Source organism: Drancourtella massiliensis (assembly GCF_016900655.1).
GTDB classification, from domain to species: domain Bacteria; phylum Bacillota; class Clostridia; order Lachnospirales; family Lachnospiraceae; genus Sellimonas; species Sellimonas catena.
This window is the reverse complement of sequence record NZ_JACJKH010000012.1, coordinates 74840-96985: the sequence shown is the minus strand read 5'-3', so window position 1 is coordinate 96985 and position 22146 is coordinate 74840. Positions and strand designations below refer to the sequence as shown.

The window sequence follows — 22146 nt, the reverse complement described above, 5'->3', positions numbered from 1 at the left end:
ACATAAAGAAGGCCTCTGCGGCAGATCATATCTGCTGCAGGGGCCTTAATGCTGCGTTTTTTGTCCGGAACTATCTACTCGGAAGCGCTGTCTCCGCCGGAATCATCACTCTGAGTTCCTCCACTGTTTGAATCGGAGGAAGTATTGTCAGATCCCTGAGTGCTGTCAGAGGAACTGCTGTTTCCGCTGTCGGAAGAGGATTCACTGTCCGAAGAATTACTGCTGTCGGAACTTTCGGAAGACTGGCTGTCTTCTGACTGATCAGAACTGTCTGAGCTTTCAGAATTACTGCTCGTAGAACGCCGTGTGGTTCTGTGTCCGGAACAGCTTTCAGTAGGTGCGGTATCTTTGTCAAAATATTCTGTCACAGAAGGACATCCGGATACAGCAAGTTTACCGGTGCTTGTGCAGACAGTCCGCTCAACAACAGAGTCCGGTGTTTCGAAGTCTGTGTAGGAAAGACCTTTTGTTGTATTGATCTGATCCATGATCTTTTTCCACATTCTTAGATGATAATTCCACTCCTGATCTGCGAGCGGGGTATTGTCATCATAACCGGTCCAGATCGTACAGGTATAGTACGGAGTGTAACCTGAAAACCAGAGATCGACGTTGTTGGATGTCGTACCGGTCTTACCGGCAGCGGCCATATTGGAAAGACGGGCCGGGGTACCGGTTCCTTCTGTCAGAACGCCTTCCATTGCGCTTGTCAGAAGATATGCGGTGGACTCTTTTAGGACAGTCCGCTTTTCCTGTGTCTGAGTACGGTCGAGCAGGACATTGCCGTCATGATCCAGAATCTTGGTGTACATGATCGGCTCCTGGTAAACACCGCCGTTTGCGATTGCGGCGTATGCCGCACACATTTCGTAGTTATACACACCGTCTGTGATACCGCCAAGGGCAAGAGACTGGTGAATATCTGTAAATACCTGACCCTCATCTGTAGTCCGGCTTTCAACCAGCGTGGAGAGTCCAAAGTTCTGACAGTAGGTAAAGCCAAGCTGCGGCGTAATCTCTGTCAGTGTCTTGACAGCGCAGATATTGGCGGACTGCTCAATCGCCTCCCGCATGGTCATATCACCGCGGTAATAATCGCCCCACCAGTTGGATACCGGAGTACCATCCGCGTATTCATAAGGTTCATCCTTGATGATTGTTGCCAGTGTTTCACCGGCGCTGTCAAGGGCAGGAGCGTAGGTAGACAGAATCTTAAAGCAGGAACCAGGCTGTCTTGTAGATCCGGTGTATGCACGGTTCAGACTCATGCTGGAGGACTTGGTTCCACGGCCGCCGACCATGGCCTTGATCTGTCCGGTAGCCTGATCAATGACGGTCACTGATGCCTGAGGCTGCGGTGACAGATCGATTACTTCATCATATGTGTCTCCCTCCTGAGCAATAGAAGCCTTAAATTCTTCGATCACCTGGTACGCTTCTTCCTCCGAATCAAAAGTCAGTCCGTATTTCATATTCCGGAACTGCTTGATATGTCCGGAACTGTAGTTTTCCTGTGTCCCATCGGCACGGGTAACAGTCAGAGCATAGGACAGTCCATACTCTATGTTGGAAGGATAATTGCTGTCATCGTTGACGATCTGGTCACAGATTCCCTGGATTTCCAGATCCTGTGTGGAATAAATACTCAATCCGCCTTTATATAATGTATTGTAGGCCTGAGTTTCGCTGTAGCCAAGTCCGATATCCGGATCTTCCAGATCATTCAGAATCTGTTCTGTCAAAGCGTCCACAAAATAGCTCTGCGGAGTGGTGCTCTGTGTGATGTTCGTATTGACATTCTGAATACGGGAATATACATCATCCGCCAGTGCTTCATCATGCGCCTCCTGGGAAATATATCCCTGATCAAGCATGTTGTCGAGAACCTGCTCGCGGCGTTTCGCATTGTTGTCAGGATGTGTAATAGGATTGTAATAACTTGGACTCTGGGTAATCGCAGCGATGACCGCGCATTCCGAAAGAGTCAGCTGAGACACATCCTTGTTAAAGTACCGCTGGGAAGCAGCCTGTACCCCGAGTGTATTCTGGCCAAGGTTGATGGTATTCAGATAGTTTTCCATGATTTCGCTTTTTGACATCTGCTTTTCAAGCTTGAGTGCAAGATACTGTTCCTGAATTTTACGTTCCAGTCTGTCAAAGAACGTATCTTCCGACATGAAGTCAAAAATATTATTTTTGATCAGCTGCTGTGTCAGGGTCGATGCGCCTTGAGAAAAATCTCCGGTGGTGATACCGATGATTCCTGCACGGATGATACCTTTTGGATCGATACCGTTATGCTCATAAAAACGCTCGTCCTCGATTGCAACAAAAGCATGCTGAAGATCCTTTGGAATCTCGTCGATTGTCTTATAAACACGGTTGGAACCGGCTGAGGTCAGCCGCTCGGTTTCGGTCTTATTATCCGACGCGTAAATAACGGAAGTATATCCTGTTGGCTTTACGTCTTCCGGGGTGACATCCGGGGCATCATTGATGACTTTTTTGATAAAAATTCCGCCGCCCACACATCCGGCTACGACAAGAAGCAGGAGCGTCAGAAGAACTCCTTTGAAGATCCGTACGCCGAGACGTTTCTTTTTCAGTTTTGATTTTGAGGTAATGTCTTTTCGTTTCTTAGCAGCCTTTTTTCTACCATAGTTCATGAGCATATGCCTCCTTTTATACCAAACCATTATAGCAAATTTCAATATTGAAATAAAGAAAAAAATGCAATCTTCAGTATTCGCTGATAAAAATTTAAGAAAAAGTTTTGAAAATGTTGAAATTCCTGTTATAGTAGAAAAGAAGATACAGGAGGAACGAACATGGTCGAAGAATACAGGACAGTGCTTGAAAACGGGGAAGCGGAAATTGTTGAAAAGAGATCTCGTTTTTTGGCGGCGGTTTCCCATATTGACACGGAGGAAGAGGCACTGGAATTTATAGAGAGCATCCGGAAAAAGCATTACAATGCTACGCACAACTGCTATGCCTATGTTCTGGGAGAGCGGTTTGAACTGCAGCGTTTCAGTGATGATGGAGAGCCGGGAGGAACCGCCGGGAAGCCGATTCTCGATGTATTGACAGGAGAGGACATCCATGACTCCGTGATTGTCGTGACCCGTTATTTTGGAGGAACGCTTCTTGGAACCGGCGGGCTTGTCAGGGCCTACTCCGGAGCAGCAAAAGAGGGACTTCTTGCAAGTGCTATTATTACCAGAAAACGAGGGATTAAACTGAAAATCCGGACTGAATATACCGGACTGGGGAAGATCCAGTACATCCTTGCCCAGAATGGGATTCATGTTCTGGACACCCGGTATACGGAAGCTGTCAGCATGGAGTGTCTGATTCCTTACAGAGAAAAGGGAAAAATGGAAAAAGAGCTGACAGAAGGGACAAACGGACAGGCGAAACTGGAGTGGGGCGAAGAGTGCTTTTTCGCAGTGCATAAGGGAGAAACGATGCTGTTTGAGAAATAGGGAAGGGGCTGTGTTTTACAGCCCCTTGCTTTTATAATACTACTGGAATTCCGGTTCGATCAAACCGTAAGTATTATTCTTTCTCTTGTATACAACATTGACTTCATCAGTCTCAGCGTTGGTAAATACATAGAAATTATGACCGAGAAGTTCCATCTGAATGCATGCGTCTTCCGGAAACATTGGTTTGATACCAAAGCGTTTTGTACGGATAATCTGAATAGAATCGTCTTCCACGCTGTCGTGATCATGATCTTCCACAAATGATTTGCTGAAATCCACACCAGCCTGATGTTTTTCAACCAGCTTGTTTTTATATTTGCGGAGCTGACGTTCGATGATCTCTTCGACAAGGTCGATAGAAACATACATATCGTTGCTGGACTGTTCGGAGCGGATAATATTTCCCTTGAGAGGGATAGTGACTTCAATTTTCTGCTCTTCCCTTTCCACACTGAGTGTAACGTGTATCTCGGTTTCAGGAGTGAAATATCTTTCCAACTTTCCAAGTTTGTGTTCGATTGTTTCCTTTAAAGCAGGCGTCACATCGATATTTTTTCCTCTGATAATAAATTTCATAAGCCCAACTCCTTTTTCCTGTATTTTCTGCCCGGCTGCGAAAGCAGTTCAATCTGGCAGAAGATCTGTTTTCAAATCATAGATTTGAATTCCTGCCCTTATTATACTACGAAGACTTTGGACATGCAATTATAAATAACTAAAAAAAATATTAAAAGTAATAAGTTTACTGACAAAATCTGAGAAGTACAAACAATAGAATGAAAAAACTATGCTTTTTTCTGGACGAATACAAAGAGGGCAGGATATAAAAACAGAATCCAGAAAACGAGGAAAGCGTAAACAAATGCTTTCCAGAGCAGGGCGGAGCCAAGGCCCGAGAGGAACAGCTTGAACAGGAGTGTGGAAAAAAGACCTGCAAGCAGTTTTATGGCCTGTGCGGTACGGGTGCGTGCCGCGGTGGAAAACCGGAGTCGTGTCTGTTCCAGATAAAGTCCTGCAGCGAAACCAAGTCCGGCTCCGGCGGCTTTGATACAGTCTGCGGCATATCTGACAGCCAGCCGGTCAAGGTGCATTAGAAGACAGGCGTAAAGAAGCACTGCAAAAGCACAGATGGCCAGGACGATACACAGTGTCCGGATATGGTCAAAAAGCCTGGAAGAAAATCTGGAGAAAAACCAGGAAAAGGCAAGGGAAACTGTCAGGGCAGCAAGCACATCCTTGGGTGTATGGACGCCCAGGTACATTCTTGAAAAACCGATCAGAAGAAATGCTGCGGTAAATAACACTTTCAGAATCCTGTTTCCGGCTTTCATTGCAAGGGGAGCAAACAGACAGGTGCCGCCTTGCGTGTGACCGCTTGGAAACGAGTAACCGGTGGCATGGGAAACGGCACTCTTTACCGGCGGAAAATCCGGATCCAAAACCCAGGGACGCGGAATCCGAAACGTAATCTTCATACTCTGTACGAAAAGCCCGGATGAAAAATAGGTCAGGCCCAGCTGACAGGCGAATGTTTTATTGACGCACCAGTAAAAGCAGCAGATCACTGAAAGAAGAAAGGTTTCCTGACCAAAACAGGTAACGAACTGAAAGAATTCGTTACCTGCAGGAGTCCGGATGCCTTCTAAAAACCATAAAAAATCCATATAGACACCTCAGAATAATTCACTTTTATTTTTTCGCGCTGTCACGTCTGCGCATTCTGGAATCCAGAATCTTTTTACGGATCCGGAGACTCTTCGGAGTCACTTCCAGAAGTTCATCTGTATCAATGAAATCCAGCGCCTCCTCCAGACTCAGGATACGCGGAGGAGAGAGTTTTAATGCGTCATCAGAACCGGAAGCACGAGTGTTGGTCAGGTGCTTTGCCCGGCAGACATTGATTTCGATATCATCGGTCTTTGCATTCTGGCCGACTACCATTCCGGCATAGACACGTTCCCCCGGAGTGATAAATAATGTTCCGCGTTCCTGGGCATTGAAAAGACCGTAGGTCAGAGCCTCGCCTGTCTCGAAAGCGATCAGAGAACCGTTTTTACGATACTGAATTTCGCCTTTGTACGGAGCGTAGCCGTCAAAGGCAGTGTTCATGATTCCGTTCCCCTTTGTATCGGTCAGAAAGTCGCCGCGGTATCCGATCAGGCCCCGGGACGGGATGGAAAATTCCAGTCTGGTGTAGGCGCCGTTTGACATTCCCATATTCCGGAGTTCGCCCTTTCTCTGGCTCAGCTTGTCGATGACGGTTCCGGTAAACTCGTCCGGAACATCGATGTAGACAAGCTCCATCGGCTCTAACAGTTTTCCGTTTTCGTCTTCTTTATAAAGAACCTCTGCCTTGCTGACAGCAAATTCGTAGCCTTCGCGTCGCATGTTCTCGATCAGGACGGAAAGATGGAGCTCGCCTCGTCCGGACACTTTGAAGCTGTCCATGTCATCGGTATCTTCCACGCGGAGACTGACATCCGTATTCAGTTCACGGAACAGACGGTCGCGGAGATGACGGGAAGTTACGAATTTTCCTTCCTGCCCTGCAAACGGGCTGTCGTTAACCTTGAACTGCATGGAGATCGTAGGCTCGGAAATTTTCTGGAACGGGATCGGATCCGGATGTTCCGGGGAGCAGATCGTATCTCCGATGGAAATATCAGCGATACCGGAAATGGCAACAATAGAACCGATTCCGGCCTCTTTGACCTCGATTTTGTTCAAACCGTCAAACTCATAGAGCTTGCTGATTTTTACCCGTTTCTGTTTGTCCGGCTCATGATGGTTGACAACGACGACATCCTGATTTACCCGGATTGTTCCATTGTCAACTTTTCCTACACCGATACGTCCCACATATTCATTATAATCGATTGTACTGATGAGCACCTGGGTGGCGGCGTCCGGATCTCCTTCCGGGGCAGGGATGTATTCCAGAATCGTCTCGAAAAGCGGGATCATATTTTCCGGTTTGTCATCCAGCTCCAGAATCGCGTACCCGCCTTTGGCAGAAGCGTACACAAACGGGCAGTCCAGCTGGCTGTCATCTGCGTCCAGATCCATAAAGAGCTCCAGTGTCTCGTCAATCACTGCATCCGGACGTGCTTCCGGACGGTCGATTTTGTTGATGCAGACAATGACCGGCAGCTTTAATTCCAGCGCTTTTTTCAGAACGAATTTGGTCTGCGGCATCGGCCCTTCAAAGGCGTCCACAACAAGGACAACACCGTTTACCATTTTGAGGACACGTTCTACCTCGCCGCCAAAATCGGCATGTCCCGGTGTATCAATAATATTGATTTTCGTATTTTTGTAGTGTACGGCTGTATTTTTTGAAAGAATGGTGATGCCGCGCTCACGCTCGATGTCATTGGAGTCCATGACACGCTCTTCAACTTCCTGATTCTCACGGAAGACGCCGCTCTGTTTTAAAAGCTCGTCAACCAGAGTTGTTTTCCCGTGGTCTACATGGGCGATAATGGCAATATTACGAATATCTTCACGTTTTATTTTCATATCGTTATATCCTTCTTTCTACTTATATAATGTAGCAACTTATATAGTCTACCATATTTTTTGGATTTTACAAGCATTTCTATCCATATTTATCGGAATATGTCGATCGAAATTTATGGAAAATCTTCCGGAATGGTCATATCCTTTCAAGGAGGGGCATAAAGTATTAAAGATAAAAAACTACGTATCAGAGGAAGGGAGAATTACATTTCATGTCAGATAAGATCATTGAAAACAACCAGGTAACGATTATGGGACAGGTGGCGACAACATTCGAATTCAGCCACGAAGTATTTGGAGAGGGCTTCTACACGATGGAAGTGCTTGTGAAGCGCCTGAGCAACTCGGAGGACCGGATCCCGGTCATGATCTCTGAGCGTCTGATCGATGTGACTCAGGATTATGTGGGAGAATATATTATTGTTCAGGGACAGTTCCGGTCCTATAATCGGCATGAGGAACAGAAAAACAGACTTGTGCTGTCCGTCTTTGCAAGGGAAGTGTCCTTTGTGGAGAGTGACGAGGATATGGACGGTGTCAAGACAAACAGCATTTTTCTGGACGGCTATATCTGTAAAGCACCGGTATACAGAAAGACTCCGCTTGGAAGGGAAATTGCGGACCTTCTGCTGGCCGTCAACCGGCCGTACGGGAAATCAGACTATATTCCATGTATCTGCTGGGGGCGTAACGCAAGGTTTGCCTCCTCGTTTGAAGTCGGCGCGCATGTACATATTCTCGGACGGGTACAGAGCCGGGAATATATAAAAAAATTCTCGGAGACGGAGACAGAGAAAAGAACCGCTTATGAAGTGTCGGTAAGCAAGCTGGAATGCCAGGAAGAATAAGGACCCAATGCTGGCAGGACTCGTTGAATTGATGTTTGACACATGTTGGGAATAGTGATAAACTTTCAGTAATGACGATTTAATGTTCTAAAGTGTGAAAAGGAAACAAACGAGTTGGAGGTAATATTATGTCGATATTTACAGGGTCAGGTGTAGCGATTGTGACACCATTTTTACCGGATGGTTCCGTAAACTATGATAAGCTCGATGAACTGATTGAGTATCATATTGATCATAAGACGGATGCGATTATTATCTGTGGTACGACCGGTGAGTCATCCACGTTGACAGAAGAAGAGCATATGGAGTGCATCAAATTTACGATTCAGCAGGTGAAAAAGAGAGTCCCGGTCATTGCAGGAACGGGGTCAAATGCGACATTTACGACAATCGAAATGTCAAGAGAAGCGGTTGAGTACGGCGCGGATGCTCTGCTTCTTGTAACGCCTTACTATAACAAGGCGACACAGAAAGGACTGGTTGCCCATTACAAGGCGGTAGCCGATGAGGCGAAGGCACCGATTATTCTCTACAGTGTAGCAAGCCGGACCGGTCTGAATATTGCACCGGAGACGGCAGCAGAGCTTGCCAAAATCGATAACATCGTGGCAATCAAAGAAGCATCAGGAAATATTTCCCAGATTGCGAAAATCATGCAGCTGACGGACGGAAAGCTGGATCTGTATTCGGGCAATGACGACCAGATCGTCCCGCTTCTGTCTCTTGGAGGCAAGGGAGTCATCTCCGTTCTTGCCAATATTGCACCGGAGTACACCCATGACATCTGCCGGAAGTTCTTTGACGGCGATCTGAAAGGAAGTCTGAAGATGCAGCTGGATGCGTTGCCGCTGATCGACAAGCTGTTCTGCGAGGTCAATCCGATTCCGGTAAAGACGGCGATGAATCTGCTTGGAAAAGAAGTTGGAGGTCTGAGAATGCCGCTTTCCCCGATGGAGGAGGCTCACAAACAGGCTCTTGCAGAAGAGATGAAAAAGTTTGGAATGAAACTGGCTTAACAGAATCAGGAAAAGAAAAGAGGGAGCCGAAAGGCGCCCTCTTTGGATATGCGAAAGGAGAAGAGCGAAGATGGTAAGAATAATTATGCATGGCTGTAATGGGAAAATGGGACAGGTGATCACCCGGCTCGCGGCAGAAGACGGCAATTGTCAGATTGTGGCAGGAATTGATACATTCCGCGGGATTGAAAATACCTATCCGGTATTTGACAATCTGAAAGACTGTGATGTGGAAGCAGATGTTGTGATCGATTTTTCAAACGCAAAAGCGGTGGACGGGCTTTTGGAAGCCTGCTGCGAAAAGAAACTTCCGGTAGTGCTTTGTACGACCGGTCTTTCCGAAGAGCAGCTTCAGAAAGTGGAAGACGCGGCAAAAGAGACGGCTGTTCTTAAATCTGCCAATATGTCTCTCGGCATCAATCTGCTGATGCGTCTTTTGAAGGATGCTGCCAAAGTCCTTGCCCCGGCAGGATATGATATTGAAATTGTTGAAAAGCATCATAATAAAAAGGTAGACGCGCCAAGCGGAACAGCGCTTGCACTTGCCGATGCCATCAATGAGACCCAGGATCCACAGTACGCATACTGTTTTGACAGAAGTCAGGAGAGAAAGCCAAGGGAAAAAAGAGAAATCGGAATCTCGGCTGTCCGCGGCGGAACGATCGTCGGGGAACACGAGGTGCTCTTTGCGGGAGAGGATGAAGTGATTGAGTTTAAACATACCGCTTATTCCAAAGCCGTGTTCGGAAAAGGAGCACTGGAAGCGGCAAAATTCCTGGCAGGGAAGCCGGCAGGAAGATATGAAATGAGCGATGTGATTTCATTTTAATTCTCACATGAATAAAATCTGATTTTCTGCAGATAGTAAGTAGTGCAAATTCTATTTGCAGGAGGGAAAAAGATGAAATCTTGGAAACGAGCCGCTCTTGTTCTGCTGAGTGTGTTCATGCTTGGCTGCATGACTGCATGTTCAGGAGAAAACCGTGTCAATGATGCGACAAACGGAAGCAATACCGGGAACACGCTGGAGGAAGATATCAATAATGGAGCTGACGCCCTGGAAGACGGTGCCGAGGACTTAAAAGACGGTGTCGAAGACGGTGCCCGGGATATCAAAGATGGCGTGGAAGATGCGCTGGATGGAAACAGCAGAACAGATATGGACAGATAAGAGAGCCTTTTTGGCTCTCTTATCTGCGATTATGGAGGAGATATTTGGCTTGACGGAAGAGAGGAACCTGTGTTAATGTAAGAAAATAAATTGACGTGGTAAAGTAAAAAAGTGTTGGGAGGTAAAAAGATGCGGTTCCGTCCTTGTATTGATATACATAATGGCAAAGTAAAACAGATTGTAGGCGGAAGCCTCACCGACCGGGGGGACAGGGCCAGCACCAATTTTGTGGCGGATAAACCGGCAGACTGGTTTGCGGGCAGATATCAGGAGGACGGCCTTTATGGAGGTCATGTTATTCTTCTGAATCCGGCATCGTCTCCGTATTTTGAGGAGACAAAAAAGCAGGCACTTCGGGCCCTTCAGGCATTCCCCGGAGGACTTCAGATCGGAGGCGGTATCCGGGCGGATAATGCCGGAGATTATTTAGATGAGGGAGCGAGTCATGTCATTGTTACATCTTATGTTTTTTCCGACGGCCGGATCCGGTGGGATCATCTGGAACAGCTGAAAGATGCCGTGGGAAAGGAGCGGATTGTTCTGGATTTAAGCTGCAGAAAACGAGATGGAAAATATCTGGTTGTCACAGACCGGTGGCAGAAATTTACGGACACTGAAGTGACCCGGGAACTTTTGAATATGCTGGCCGGTTTCTGTGCCGAGTTTCTGATTCACGGTGTTGACGTGGAGGGACGCTCTGCGGGAATCGATCAGGAGCTTGCCGGAATCCTTGGAACATGGGAGAAAGCCGGCGAAATACCTGTGACGTACGCCGGCGGAATTGCATCCATGGAGGATATAAGGATATTGCAGAAAGCAGGAAAAGACAGGGTGGATTTTACCGTGGGAAGTGCTCTGGATCTTTTCGGAGGAGAGCTAAGCTACGATGAAATCAGACAGAAGTATCATGGCTGACGTTTGTGAACACGGTGGAAAGAGTTTGTGAACACTTTAGAAACAGGTTGAACAAGCCCGTGGATAGTGTTAAAATGAGGAATGGATTAATTTTTTAGAACGATAAGGAGCAGTAAAAAATGGGACTGATACAGAAAGTGTTTGGTACACACAGCCAGCATGAGTTAAAGAGAATCTATCCGATCGTAGATCATATCGAAGCTTTGGAACCTGAGATGCAGAAGCTTTCTGATGAAGAATTAAGAGATAAAACGAGAGAATATAAGGAACGGTACGCAAAGGGAGAAACTCTGGATGACCTGCTTCCTGAGGCATTTGCCACAGTAAGAGAGGCAGCAGTAAGATCCATCGGAATGAAACATTACCGTGTACAGCTGATCGGCGGTATTGTCCTTCATCAGGGACGTATTTCCGAGATGAAGACCGGTGAAGGAAAGACACTTGTATCCACACTGCCGGCTTACTTGAATGCCCTCACGGGAGAAGGTGTTCATATCGTTACTGTCAACGACTATCTGGCAAAGCGTGACGCCGAGTGGATGGGAAAAGTACATGAATTTCTGGGACTGAAAGTCGGAGTCGTATTAAACGATATGGACAATGACCAGAGAAGAGCGGCCTATGCCTGTGATATTACATACGTCACCAACAATGAACTTGGATTTGATTATCTGAGAGATAACATGGTGATCTATAAAGAGCAGCTTGTACAAAGGGGACTGAAATACGCCATCATCGATGAGGTCGACTCCGTTCTGATCGACGAGGCAAGAACCCCTCTGATTATTTCCGGCCAGAGCAGTAAGTCCACAAAGCTCTACGAGGCGTGTGATATTCTTGCGCAACAGATGGAGCGTGGAGAAGCAAGCGGTGAATTCTCTAAGATGAATGCAATTCTTGGTGAAGAGATTGAAGAAACCGGAGACTTCATCGTCAACGAAAAAGAGAAGGCCATCAACCTGACGGAAGACGGTGTAAAGAAGGTTGAAAACTTCTTCCATATTGAAAATCTGGCAGATCCGGAAAATCTGGAGATCCAGCATAATATCATCCTGGCCCTGAGAGCACACAACCTGATGTTCCGTGACAAGGATTATGTAGTAAAAGACAACGAAGTGCTGATCGTCGATGAGTTTACAGGACGTATCATGCCGGGAAGAAGGTATTCCGACGGACTTCATCAGGCAATCGAGGCAAAAGAGCATGTAAAAGTCAACCGGGAGAGTAAAACACTTGCAACGGTTACCTTCCAGAACTTCTTTAATAAGTATGAAAAGAAATGTGGTATGACAGGTACCGCCCTGACAGAAGAAAAAGAGTTCCGCGATATCTACGGAATGGATGTTGTGGAAATTCCGACCAACAAACCGGTTATCCGGAAGGATCTGGACGATGCTGTTTACAAGACCAAGAAAGAGAAGTTTAACGCAGTATGCGATGCTATTGAGGAAGCACATGCAAAGGGGCAGCCGGTTCTGGTTGGTACGATTACCATTGAGACCAGTGAGCTTTTAAGCAAAATGCTCAGAAAACGAGGTATCCGCCATAATGTCCTGAATGCCAAGTTCCATGAACTGGAAGCACAGATCGTAGCTGAGGCCGGACAGCACGGCGCGGTTACGATTGCGACCAATATGGCGGGCCGTGGTACCGATATCAAGCTGGATGAAAAGGCAAGAGAAGCCGGCGGCTTAAAGATCATCGGTACAGAGCGTCATGAATCCAGACGAATTGACAACCAGCTCCGCGGACGTTCCGGACGTCAGGGCGATCCGGGTGAATCCCGTTTCTACCTTTCTCTGGAAGACGACCTGCTCCGCCTGTTCGGCTCTGAAAAGCTGATGTCCGTATTCAATGCGCTGGGCGTGGAAGACGGAGAACAGATTGAACACAAAATGCTTTCAGGAGCGATTGAAAAGGCGCAGAAGAAGATCGAGTTCAACAACTATGGTATCCGTAAGAATCTTCTGGAATATGACCAGGTTATGAATGAACAAAGAGAGATTATCTACGAAGAACGCCGCCGTGTGCTTGACGGGGAAAGCATGAGAGATTCCATCTATCATATGATTACAGAATATGTGGAAGATCTTGTTGACAGATATGCTCCGGCTGACAGATCCGGTGATGAGTGGGATCTGGAAGGCATGGATGTGGCGCTTCATGAGACCATTCCGATGATTCAGGCTGTGACCGGGGAAGATGTGAAGAAAAAGCAGCAGAAAGAGCTGAAGCATCTTCTGAAAGAACGTGCTGTCAAAGCATACGAGGCAAAGGAAGCAGAATTCCCGGAACCGGAACATTTAAGAGAAGTAGAGCGTGTCGTACTGCTCAGAGCGATTGATGGCAGATGGATGGATCATATCGACGATATGGACCAGCTTCGTCAGGGAATCGGTCTTCAGGCATATGGGCAGAAAGATCCGCTCGTGGAATACAAGATGCTTGGATACGACATGTTCGGTGAGATGACAAAGGCTATTGAGGCAGATACGATCCGTGTGCTCTTCCATGTCAAGATGGAACAGAAAGTGGAAAGAGAACAGGTTGTAAAAGTAACAGGAACAAACAAGGACGACTCTGCATCCCATGCGCCGAAAGTCCGCACAGAAAAGAAAGTTTACCCGAATGATCCGTGTCCATGCGGAAGCGGCCTGAAATACAAACAGTGCTGCGGGAAAAAGAAATAATAAAAATAAAAGAGGTGAGAACAGTGGTTGAGCTTGAACAGCTGAGACTGGAACTGCAGGCATTCGAGGAACCTCTTAAGGAAGTAAGGGATTCACTTTGACCTGCCGGGCAAAGAAAAAAGAGTAGAAGAACTGGAACGTAAAATGGAAGAACCGGATTTCTGGGAGGATACGGAAGGCTCCCAGAAAGTCATGAAAGAACTCAAAATGCTGAAAGATACACTGAAAACGGCGGAAGAGCTGAATCAGCAGTATGAAGATACCGGAGTCCTTCTGGAAATGGCAGAAGAAGAACAGGATGAAAGTCTTATCGGAGAGATCCGTGACGGAGTCAAAAGGCTGGATGAGCACCTGGAGGAGGTACGGATCAGTACGCTCCTCGGGGGAGAGTATGATAATTGTGATGCGATCGTGACACTCCATGCCGGAGCAGGAGGCACGGAGGCCTGTGACTGGAACCAGATGCTTTACCGGATGTATTCCCGGTTTGTGGAGCGTCATGGATTTTCGATGGAGGTTCTGGATTATATTGACGGTGACATTGCGGGAATCAAAAACGTGACCTTTGAAGTTCACGGGGAAAATGCGTATGGATTTCTGAAATCCGAGAAAGGGATACATCGTCTGGTACGGATTTCACCGTTCAATTCGGCGGGAAAACGTCAGACATCTTTTGCGTCCTGTGATGTGATTCCGGATATTGACAAAGAGATCGATATCGAGATCAATGAAGATGATCTGAAGATCGATACCTACCGGTCAAGCGGGGCAGGAGGACAGCACATTAACAAGACGTCCTCCGCAGTCCGGATCACGCATCTTCCGACCGGGATTGTCGTACAGTGCCAGAATGAGCGCTCGCAGCATCATAATAAGGATAAAGCGATGCAGATGTTAAAGGCAAAACTGTATTTGATGAAAGAACAGGAACAGGCGGAGAAGATGTCCGGTATCCGCGGAGAGGTCAAGGATATCGGATTTGGAAATCAGATCCGCTCTTATGTTATGCATCCATACAGTCTTGTCAAGGATCACAGGACAAACGAAGAATCCAGTAATGTAGGAGCAGTGATGGACGGCGAGATTGACAGATTCATCAATGCATATCTGAAACAGGAGAGTGTACATGGATAAGACGAAATACTATGTGCTGAACAGAAAAGCGGTTCCGGAAGTCCTGTTGAAAGTTGTGGAGGTCAAGCATCTGCTTGCGACACAGAAGGGACTTACGATCGGCGAAGCGGCAGAACAGGCAGGAATCAGCAGAAGTTCCTTTTATAAATACAAAGATGATATTTTCCCGTTTCATGAAAATGAAAAGGGACAGACTATTACCATGGTCCTGCAGATGGAAGATATTCCAGGGCTTTTGGCAGAGATTTTGGGTGAAGTTGCACAGTGCAGGGCAAACATTCTGACTATTCACCAAAGTATTCCGCTCAATGGAGTGGCAACGCTTACCATGAGTGTGGAAGTCCTTTCCACAACAGGAAATCTCTCGGAAATGGTTGCGAAAATCGAAGAAAAAAACGGAGTTCATTATCTGAAAATAGTAGGGAGGGAATAAAAATGATAAGTGTTGCGGTACTGGGCTATGGTACAGTCGGATCCGGAGTAGTGGAAGTGTTCCGGCAAAATCAGGAGAAGATTGACCGGTGCGCAGGAGATCAGGTGCGGATCAAATATGTTCTGGATCTGCGTGATTTCCCGGAGGATCCGGTGCAGGAGCTGATTGTGCATGATTTTGAAAAAATTGTCAGTGATGAAAGTGTGGATATTGTCGTAGAGGTAATGGGCGGTCTGGAACCTGCTTACACCTTTGTGAAGAGAAGTCTGGAAGCCGGGAAAAATGTGGTAACCTCCAATAAGGCGCTTGTGGCTGCACATGGAGCGGAGCTGTTGAAGACCGCAAAAGAGAACCATGTCAACTACCTCTTTGAGGCGAGTGTGGGAGGCGGTATTCCGATTATCCGTCCGCTTGTCTCTTCGCTTACGGCGGATGAGATTGAAGAGATTACGGGAATCCTGAATGGGACGACGAACTATATGATGACGAAGATGTTCTATGAGGGAGCCGATTACGATGAAGTATTGAAAGAAGCACAGGCAAATGGATTTGCAGAACGGAATCCGGAGGCGGACGTGGAAGGTATGGATGCCTGCAGGAAAATAGCGATTCTGTCTTCCATTGTCTCCGGAAAGCAGGTGGATTTTCGCGATATTTATACAGAAGGCATCACGAAGATTACTGTCCAGGATATGCGCTACGCAAAACAGATGAATGCGGTAATCAAACTGCTTGCTACGATGAAGCGGGACGAAGAGAAGCTTGAGGCGGTTGTAGCCCCGTTCATACTTCCGGCAGAGCATCCGCTTGCAAGTGTGAATGGAGTGTTCAATGCGATTTTCGTGCATGGCAACGCTTTGGGGGATGCAATGTTCTATGGAAGCGGCGCAGGAAAGATGCCGACGGCCAGCGCAGTAGCGGCAGATATCGTGGAAGCTGCGAAATACAGAAACGAGACAATCTGCGAATACTGGTCCGGAGAGCGTCTGGAACTTGAAAGCCGCCTGGATGTAAAAAGAAAGTTTTTTGTCCGGATGTCCGGAAGCAGGGCAGCATATGAAGAACGGATCAGAAATACTTTTGGCAAGGTTGAATTCGTGGAGGCTGATGGCTGCGAAGGAGAATTCGGATTTATTACAGATGTCATGAAAGAAGGGGAATACGAAGACGCGGCTGCAAGGTTTGACAATGTCATTCACATGATCCGTGCAGCATCATAAGATAGATTATAAGACGAAAACAGAAGGGAATGATTGCGGATGAAATATATTATCATTCTTGGGGACGGTATGGCAGGAGAGCCGCTGGAGTGTATTGGGGGAAAGACGACGCTGGAACAGGCTTTGACGCCTGAGATGGATCGCCTTGCAAAGATGAGCGAAATCGGGCTCGTCTCAATGGTGCCGGAGGGGATGGCACCTGGAAGTGATACGGCCAACCTGTCGGTCCTTGGGTATAATCCCGAAGTATATTATACCGGAAGGTCGCCTCTTGAGGCGCTCAGTATCGGAGTAGGGATGGAAGAGGATGATGTATCATTCCGCTGCAATCTGGTCACGCTGACCGAGGATGCATCACTCCCTTATGAAGATCAGAGAATTGTGGACCACAGCTCGGATGAAATTAATACCAGGGATGCAGGTGTCCTTCTGGAGGTTCTGAAGGAGGAAGTGTTAAAACCGGGATTTGAGCTGTACCGCGGGACATCCTACCGCCATCTTCTGCTTTGGAAGAATGGACACGAAATGGAACTGACGCCGCCCCATGATATTCTGACAAATCAGATCCGGGAATATCTTCCGGGGGATCCGATGCTTTTGGCAATGATGAAAGAAAGCTATCGAGTTTTAAAAGAGCATCCGGTTAATCTAAAGCGGAAAGCCCAGGGGCTTCGGCCGGCCAATTCCGCCTGGTTCTGGGGAGCGGGAAAAAGGCCAAAACTGCCGGATTTTCAGGAAAAGACCGGAAAAAGAGGCGTGATGATTTCGGCGGTGGATCTCCTGAAAGGGATTGCCGCCGGAAGCGGAATGAAAATTGTTCATGTAGAAGGAGCGGACGGCGGCCTTCATACGAATTATGAAGGAAAGGCACAGTCGGCAGTCCGTGCGCTGCTTGATGAAGGCTACGATTTCGCCTATATCCATGTGGAAGCGCCGGATGAAATGGGACATCAGGGCAGCGTGGAAAAGAAGGTCCGGGCAATCGAATTTCTGGATCAGAGGCTGATCCGGATTGTCAGGGAGGCGATGGATTCATCGGGAGAACCGTACAGACTGCTGATTCTGCCGGATCATCCGACACCGATTGCTGCCAGAACACATACCGCGGATCCGGTTCCCTATCTTCTCTACGACAGAAAAAGACCTGAAAACGGGGCAGAGAGCTACTGTGAAAGGACGGCTGTGCAGTCAGGAAGATGGGAAAAAAATGGATATCATCTGATCGAACACTTATTTGAATACTAGGAGGAAATTATGCTGATAGTAAAGAAATTCGGGGGAAGCTCTGTCGCAAACAGAGAAAGAATCTTCAATGTGGCAAGGCGCTGCATTGAGGATTATAAAAAAGGGAATGATGTAATTGTAGTACTTTCAGCTATGGGAGATACAACAGACGAACTTCTGGAACTGGCGCAGAGCATCAATCCAAACGCGCCGAAAAGGGAGCTGGATATGCTCCTGACTACGGGAGAGCAGGTATCCGTTGCGCTGATGGCGATGGCATTTCACTCATATGATGTCCCGGCAATCTCTCTGAACGCTTTTCAGGTGCGGATGCACTGTACGGCAAGATATGGAAATGCAAGATTCAAACGGATCGATACTGAGCGGATCCAGCATGAACTGGAAGCGAGAAAGATTGTAATTGTGACCGGATTCCAGGGAATTAACAAATACGATGATTACTCTACCCTGGGACGAGGCGGTTCCGATACTACTGCGGTTGCGCTTGCGGCAGCACTTCATGCTGACAAGTGCGAAATCTATACCGATGTGGACGGTGTCTACACGGCAGATCCGAGAATTGTAAAAAATGCAAGAAAAATTGACGAGATTATTTACGATGAAATGCTGGAACTTGCGACTTCAGGAGCAAAGGTGCTTCATAACCGGTCCGTTGAGATGGCGAAGAAGTATGGCGTCGAGCTGGTTGTACGCTCCAGTCTTACATCAGAAGAGGGAACCGTAGTCAAGGAGGTAGTAAAAATGGAAAAAATGTTAATCACCGGTGTGGCGGCTGACAGAAATACAGTAAGAATTTCTGCGATTGGAGTAAAAGATGAGCCGGGAATCGCGTTCAAAATCTTTAATACACTTGCGAAAAACAACATCAATGTGGATATCATCCTGCAGTCTGTAGGAAGAAACGGAACAAAGGATATTTCTTTTACCGTATCCGAGGAAGATCTGAAAGAAGCACTTGCTATTCTTGAAGAGAAAAAAGAAGTTCTTACGATCAAAGAGCTTACATACAGCACCGATGTGGCAAAGGTATCCATTGTAGGAGCCGGTATGCTCAGCAATCCGGGAGTTGCGGCAAAGATGTTTGAATCTCTGTTTAACTCCAACATCAATATCAACATGATTTCCACATCTGAAATCCGTATCACTGTTCTGATCGATGAAAAAGATACAGAAAAAGCAATGATTGCAATCCATGACGGATTTGGACTGAATGATTAAAAAACAGAAAAATAAGAAATCCCCTTTCCGTTAGTACGGTTAGGGGATTATTTGTCTTTCAGAAATCCACGAACAATCTGACGGTCATTTTCAGAGGAGTACCGGTATTTCATAATAAGGTCGATTTCCGGATCCGTTAAGCAGATTGAGTGTTTCTGATCTTCTGTTTCGCAAAGATGATACTGATAGACCGGAAAGGATTCTTGAATCTGATCGGCATCAATGACACCGGCGACCAGTTCATCAAGCGTGATTTTATAAAAATCAGAAAAACGGATCAAAGTAGACAGGTCCGGTTCTCTGAGCGCCTGTTCGTAGTGAGAGTACGCCTGTCTGGTAATGTTCAGGATAGAGCTGAGTTGTTTCTGTGTGTAGTTGTATTTTTTGCGAAGAGTCCTGAGATTCTTTGCAAGCTGTACATTTGCCATGGCATACCTCCATTTTTAGAAACAGTATATCAGTTTCTATGTAAAAATTCAGATAATGCCACAAAATGTATCTATGTAAAGAAAAGCAACAAAACGTTGCTATTTATAATTTGCTTAATGTGCTGTTGTGATAAAGAACAGAAAACGTTACATCTTCTGAAAACCAGGAGGGCGGAGTAAAGGAATCGGCCATCTCTACAGAAGGAAATTCTACTTCTGCCAGCATAAGCGGAGCCAGGTCTCCCTTAAAACAGTCGAGTTCGATTGTCAGTCCGCATTCGAGAGGAATCAGATAACGTCTTTTCTGAATCAGTCTTCCGTCAATTTTGGTAAGAAGATGTTCATAGGCCTCCTTTGTAAGAGGAAGGTTATATTCTTCGCGGACCATCAGGCCTTTGGATTTATAGGTCAATGTATAATCCTCGTCCGACCGGCGGATACGAACAACGGGACTGGTATTCAGATAGCCCTGCTCCATCTCATGATATGGAAAATCTTCCAGAGGCAGAGGGCAGGATTCGATGAGGTATTTACGTTCAATTTCCACAAATGTTTCCTCCTTGTAATAGTATGATCTGTTCTTTCAGTATAAATGTACTGCGGAAGGAAAACAAGGGAAAACGGACTTAGGTTGCTTTTTTTTATAGAGTCTGATAGAATCAAAAACGAACAAGGAGGAGAAAATCATGAGAAAAAAAGCCTGTGCTTTGGCGGCTGCGGTCCTTGCCGGCATGATGGCCTTTGCCGGATGCGGTGGAGACTTTGATGCAGCAGGGTATGTACAAGCCGTACTCGATGAGAGACTCCAGGGGGAATTTACGGAGGCGTCCAGAATCATGGATACATCCGAATATGAACTGAAACAGGATTATGAGGCGGCTGTCGATCAGTTTGTCTATGATTATCTGACATCCGGTTATGATGAACTCAGTGATTATACATTGTATGAGTACGAAACACTTGTAAAAGAGATTTTCAGTGTGATGAAATATGATGTGCAGAAAGCGGAGAAGACAGATTCAAAAGAGTACGAAGTATCTGTGGAGATTCAGCCGGTAGATCTGTTTGTCAATTACGTACCTGCGCTGCAGGAGGCATCAAAGGAAATTGAACAGTCCGCGCAGAACGGAGGATATGAAGGAACAGAAGAAGAAATTCAGGAGATGATGCAGTATGATTATTTATTCAGAGCATATGATCTTCTGGAAGAAGCGTACCTGAATATGCAGTACTCCGATCCGGAGACCGTGATTGTGAAAGTGGAGGCAGATGACGGAAACACCTATTCGGTCAGTGAGGAAGAATACCAGACACTTCTGGAACAGTTTTTCCGAATGGACGAAGTCGGCAGCACGGACTAAGAGTCAAAATGCGTCTTCCGGCAGAAAACGGCGAAAATATGAGGAAAAGTAAAGGTAAGACTGGAAATTCGAATAAGAATATGGTATACTCATACAATCAGTGTAATGTAGATAAGTCTGCCGACTTTTCGCATATACGATAAGATTTAGGAGGAAATGTAAATGAGTTTACAAGTAGAGAAACTGGAACACAACATGGCGAAACTGACGATCGAAGTTTCTGCCGAAGAACTGGAAAAAGCACTCCAGGGAGCTTACAACAAGCAGAAGAAAAACATCAGCATCCCAGGATTCCGTAAAGGAAAAGTGCCGCGCCAGATGATCGAAAAAATGTACGGACCGGAAGTTTTCTATGATGACGCTGCAAACCAGCTGATTCCGGAAGCATACGGAAAAGTATATGATGAAGAGGATCTTGAGATCGTATCACAGCCGAAGATTGATATCGTACAGATTGAAAAAGGCAAACCATTTATTTTTACAGCTGAGGTGGCTTTAAAGCCGGAAGTTACATTAGGAGAATACAAAGGATTAAAGGTTGAAAAGATTTCCAACCGTGTGACACAGAAAGAGATCGAAGCAAAACTTGTTGAAGAACAGGAAAAGAACGCAAGAACAGTTTCTGTGACAGACCGTCCGGTTCAGGATAAAGACGAAGTTGTACTTGACTTTGAAGGATTTGTAGACGGTGTTGCTTTTGAAGGCGGAAAAGGAGAAAACTACCCGCTGACAATCGGCTCCGGAGCATTCATCCCGGGATTTGAAGAGCAGCTGATCGGCGCAAACCTGGAAGAAGAAAAAGAAGTGAATGTAAAATTCCCGGAAGAGTACCATGCAAAAGACCTGGCAGGAAAAGAAGCAGTCTTCAAATGTACAGTGCATGAGATCAAAGTAAAAGAACTTCCGGAGCTGGATGACGAGTTCGCATCCGAAGTTTCCGAGTTTGAAACTCTGGACGCTTACAAAGCAGACATCAAGGCAAAGATCAAAGAGCAGAAGATCGCAGAAGGCAAGAGAAAACAGGAAGACAAAGCAGTAGAAGAAGCTGTTGCAAACGCGCAGATGGATATTCCGGATGCCATGGTTGACACAGAAGTAAGACAGATGGCAAATGATTTTGCTCAGAGATTACAGCAGCAGGGGCTGACTCTTGATCAGTACTTCCAGTTTACAGGAATGACAGCTGAGAAGATGACAGATGAGCTGAAACCGCAGGCATTAAAGAGAATTCAGACAAGACTTGTTCTGGAAGCGATCGTAAAAGCGGAAAACATCGAAATCAGCGATGAGAAAATCGACGAGGAAATCCAGAAGATGGCTGATGCTTACAAGATGGAAGCAGACAAGCTGAAAGAATTCATGGGAGAAAAAGAAAAAGAACAGATGAAACTGGACATGGCTGTTCAGGAAGCTGTTACATTCCTTGTTGATAATGCGGTAGAAGAATAAGAGACATAAAT

The 22146-nt window shown here is 46.4% G+C and carries 20 protein-coding genes; 14 read left to right on the top strand and 6 right to left on the bottom strand.

Going from position 1 to position 22146, the window contains the following annotated elements; all coding sequences use genetic code 11:
* Positions 1-74: 74 nt before the first annotated feature.
* Positions 75-2666 (bottom strand): transglycosylase domain-containing protein, encoded by a 2592-nt coding sequence (locus H6A32_RS08355; RefSeq protein WP_204864100.1) that lies wholly within the window; start codon positions 2664-2666, stop codon positions 75-77.
* Positions 2667-2828: 162 nt separating this feature from the next.
* On the opposite strand from H6A32_RS08355, the gene H6A32_RS08350 reads away from it, so the two are divergent.
* On the top strand, positions 2829-3485 hold the full coding sequence (locus H6A32_RS08350; RefSeq protein WP_087254568.1) for a YigZ family protein: 657 nt from the start codon (positions 2829-2831) through the stop codon (positions 3483-3485).
* A 39-nt stretch (positions 3486-3524) separates the two neighbouring features.
* Here the strand turns inward: H6A32_RS08350 and hpf are convergent, their stop codons facing one another.
* The 3 genes from hpf to typA form a co-directional block, all read right to left on the bottom strand.
* Positions 3525-4064, bottom strand: a complete 540-nt coding sequence (gene hpf / locus H6A32_RS08345) for a ribosome hibernation-promoting factor, HPF/YfiA family (RefSeq protein ID WP_087167494.1) — start codon at positions 4062-4064, stop codon at positions 3525-3527.
* Positions 4065-4273: 209 nt separating this feature from the next.
* Positions 4274-5152, bottom strand: a complete 879-nt coding sequence (locus H6A32_RS08340) for a phosphatase PAP2 family protein (protein WP_191427003.1) — start codon at positions 5150-5152, stop codon at positions 4274-4276.
* Between the two features lie 25 nt (positions 5153-5177).
* Complete coding sequence (gene typA, locus H6A32_RS08335) at positions 5178-7007, bottom strand: translational GTPase TypA (RefSeq protein ID WP_087167492.1); 1830 nt, start codon at positions 7005-7007, stop codon at positions 5178-5180.
* A 212-nt stretch (positions 7008-7219) separates the two neighbouring features.
* Between typA and H6A32_RS08330 the strand changes: the two genes are divergently transcribed.
* The 11 genes from H6A32_RS08330 (at position 7220) to H6A32_RS08280 (ending at position 18897) form a co-directional block, all read left to right on the top strand.
* Positions 7220-7855 carry a single-stranded DNA-binding protein gene (locus H6A32_RS08330; RefSeq protein WP_191433608.1) on the top strand — a complete coding sequence of 212 codons (636 nt, stop codon included), beginning with the start codon at positions 7220-7222 and terminating at the stop codon, positions 7853-7855.
* 128 nt (positions 7856-7983) lie between these two features.
* Entirely contained in the window at positions 7984-8871 is an 888-nt protein-coding gene (gene dapA / locus H6A32_RS08325; RefSeq protein WP_087167490.1) for a 4-hydroxy-tetrahydrodipicolinate synthase, read from the top strand.
* A gap of 70 nt (positions 8872-8941) precedes the next feature.
* Complete coding sequence (gene dapB / locus H6A32_RS08320) at positions 8942-9700, top strand: 4-hydroxy-tetrahydrodipicolinate reductase (RefSeq protein WP_087167489.1); 759 nt, start codon at positions 8942-8944, stop codon at positions 9698-9700.
* Between the two features lie 72 nt (positions 9701-9772).
* Positions 9773-10042: a hypothetical protein gene (locus H6A32_RS08315; protein WP_087167488.1), complete on the top strand. Its 270-nt coding sequence runs from the start codon at positions 9773-9775 to the stop codon at positions 10040-10042.
* A 129-nt stretch (positions 10043-10171) separates the two neighbouring features.
* Positions 10172-10957, top strand: a complete 786-nt coding sequence (hisA, locus tag H6A32_RS08310; RefSeq protein ID WP_087254553.1) for a phosphoribosylformimino-5-aminoimidazole carboxamide ribotide isomerase — start codon at positions 10172-10174, stop codon at positions 10955-10957.
* Positions 10958-11076: 119 nt separating this feature from the next.
* Entirely contained in the window at positions 11077-13647 is a 2571-nt protein-coding gene (secA, locus tag H6A32_RS08305; protein WP_087167486.1) for a preprotein translocase subunit SecA, read from the top strand.
* Positions 13648-13670: 23 nt separating this feature from the next.
* Positions 13671-14781 (top strand): peptide chain release factor 2 gene (gene prfB, locus H6A32_RS08300; RefSeq protein WP_118637721.1). Its coding sequence is split into 2 segments (ribosomal slippage): positions 13671-13745 and positions 13747-14781, totalling 1110 coding nucleotides; the frame shifts between segments, so codons are not numbered across the junction.
* Complete coding sequence (locus H6A32_RS08295) at positions 14774-15214, top strand: ACT domain-containing protein (RefSeq protein WP_087167484.1); 441 nt, start codon at positions 14774-14776, stop codon at positions 15212-15214. The genes prfB and H6A32_RS08295 overlap by 8 nt, the downstream gene beginning before the upstream one ends.
* Positions 15215-15216: 2 nt before the next feature.
* The gene (locus H6A32_RS08290; protein ID WP_118637723.1) at positions 15217-16434 is read left to right on the top strand and encodes a homoserine dehydrogenase; all 1218 of its coding nucleotides are present in this window, start codon (positions 15217-15219) and stop codon (positions 16432-16434) included.
* Between the two features lie 39 nt (positions 16435-16473).
* Entirely contained in the window at positions 16474-17679 is a 1206-nt protein-coding gene (locus H6A32_RS08285; RefSeq protein WP_204864099.1) for a cofactor-independent phosphoglycerate mutase, read from the top strand.
* A 9-nt stretch (positions 17680-17688) separates the two neighbouring features.
* Entirely contained in the window at positions 17689-18897 is a 1209-nt protein-coding gene (locus tag H6A32_RS08280) for an aspartate kinase (RefSeq protein WP_087167481.1), read from the top strand.
* A gap of 47 nt (positions 18898-18944) precedes the next feature.
* Here the strand turns inward: H6A32_RS08280 and H6A32_RS08275 are convergent, their stop codons facing one another.
* Positions 18945-19325 (bottom strand): helix-turn-helix domain-containing protein, encoded by a 381-nt coding sequence (locus tag H6A32_RS08275; RefSeq protein ID WP_087254544.1) that lies wholly within the window; start codon positions 19323-19325, stop codon positions 18945-18947.
* 103 nt (positions 19326-19428) lie between these two features.
* Positions 19429-19872 (bottom strand): CYTH domain-containing protein, encoded by a 444-nt coding sequence (locus H6A32_RS08270; protein ID WP_087167479.1) that lies wholly within the window; start codon positions 19870-19872, stop codon positions 19429-19431.
* A gap of 139 nt (positions 19873-20011) precedes the next feature.
* Between H6A32_RS08270 and H6A32_RS08265 the strand changes: the two genes are divergently transcribed.
* A complete protein-coding gene (locus tag H6A32_RS08265; protein WP_087167478.1) occupies positions 20012-20686 on the top strand; it encodes a HAMP domain-containing histidine kinase in 675 nt (224 codons plus the stop codon).
* A gap of 162 nt (positions 20687-20848) precedes the next feature.
* Positions 20849-22135 (top strand): trigger factor, encoded by a 1287-nt coding sequence (gene tig, locus H6A32_RS08260; protein WP_087167477.1) that lies wholly within the window; start codon positions 20849-20851, stop codon positions 22133-22135.
* The last annotated feature ends 11 nt before the right edge of the window (positions 22136-22146 follow it).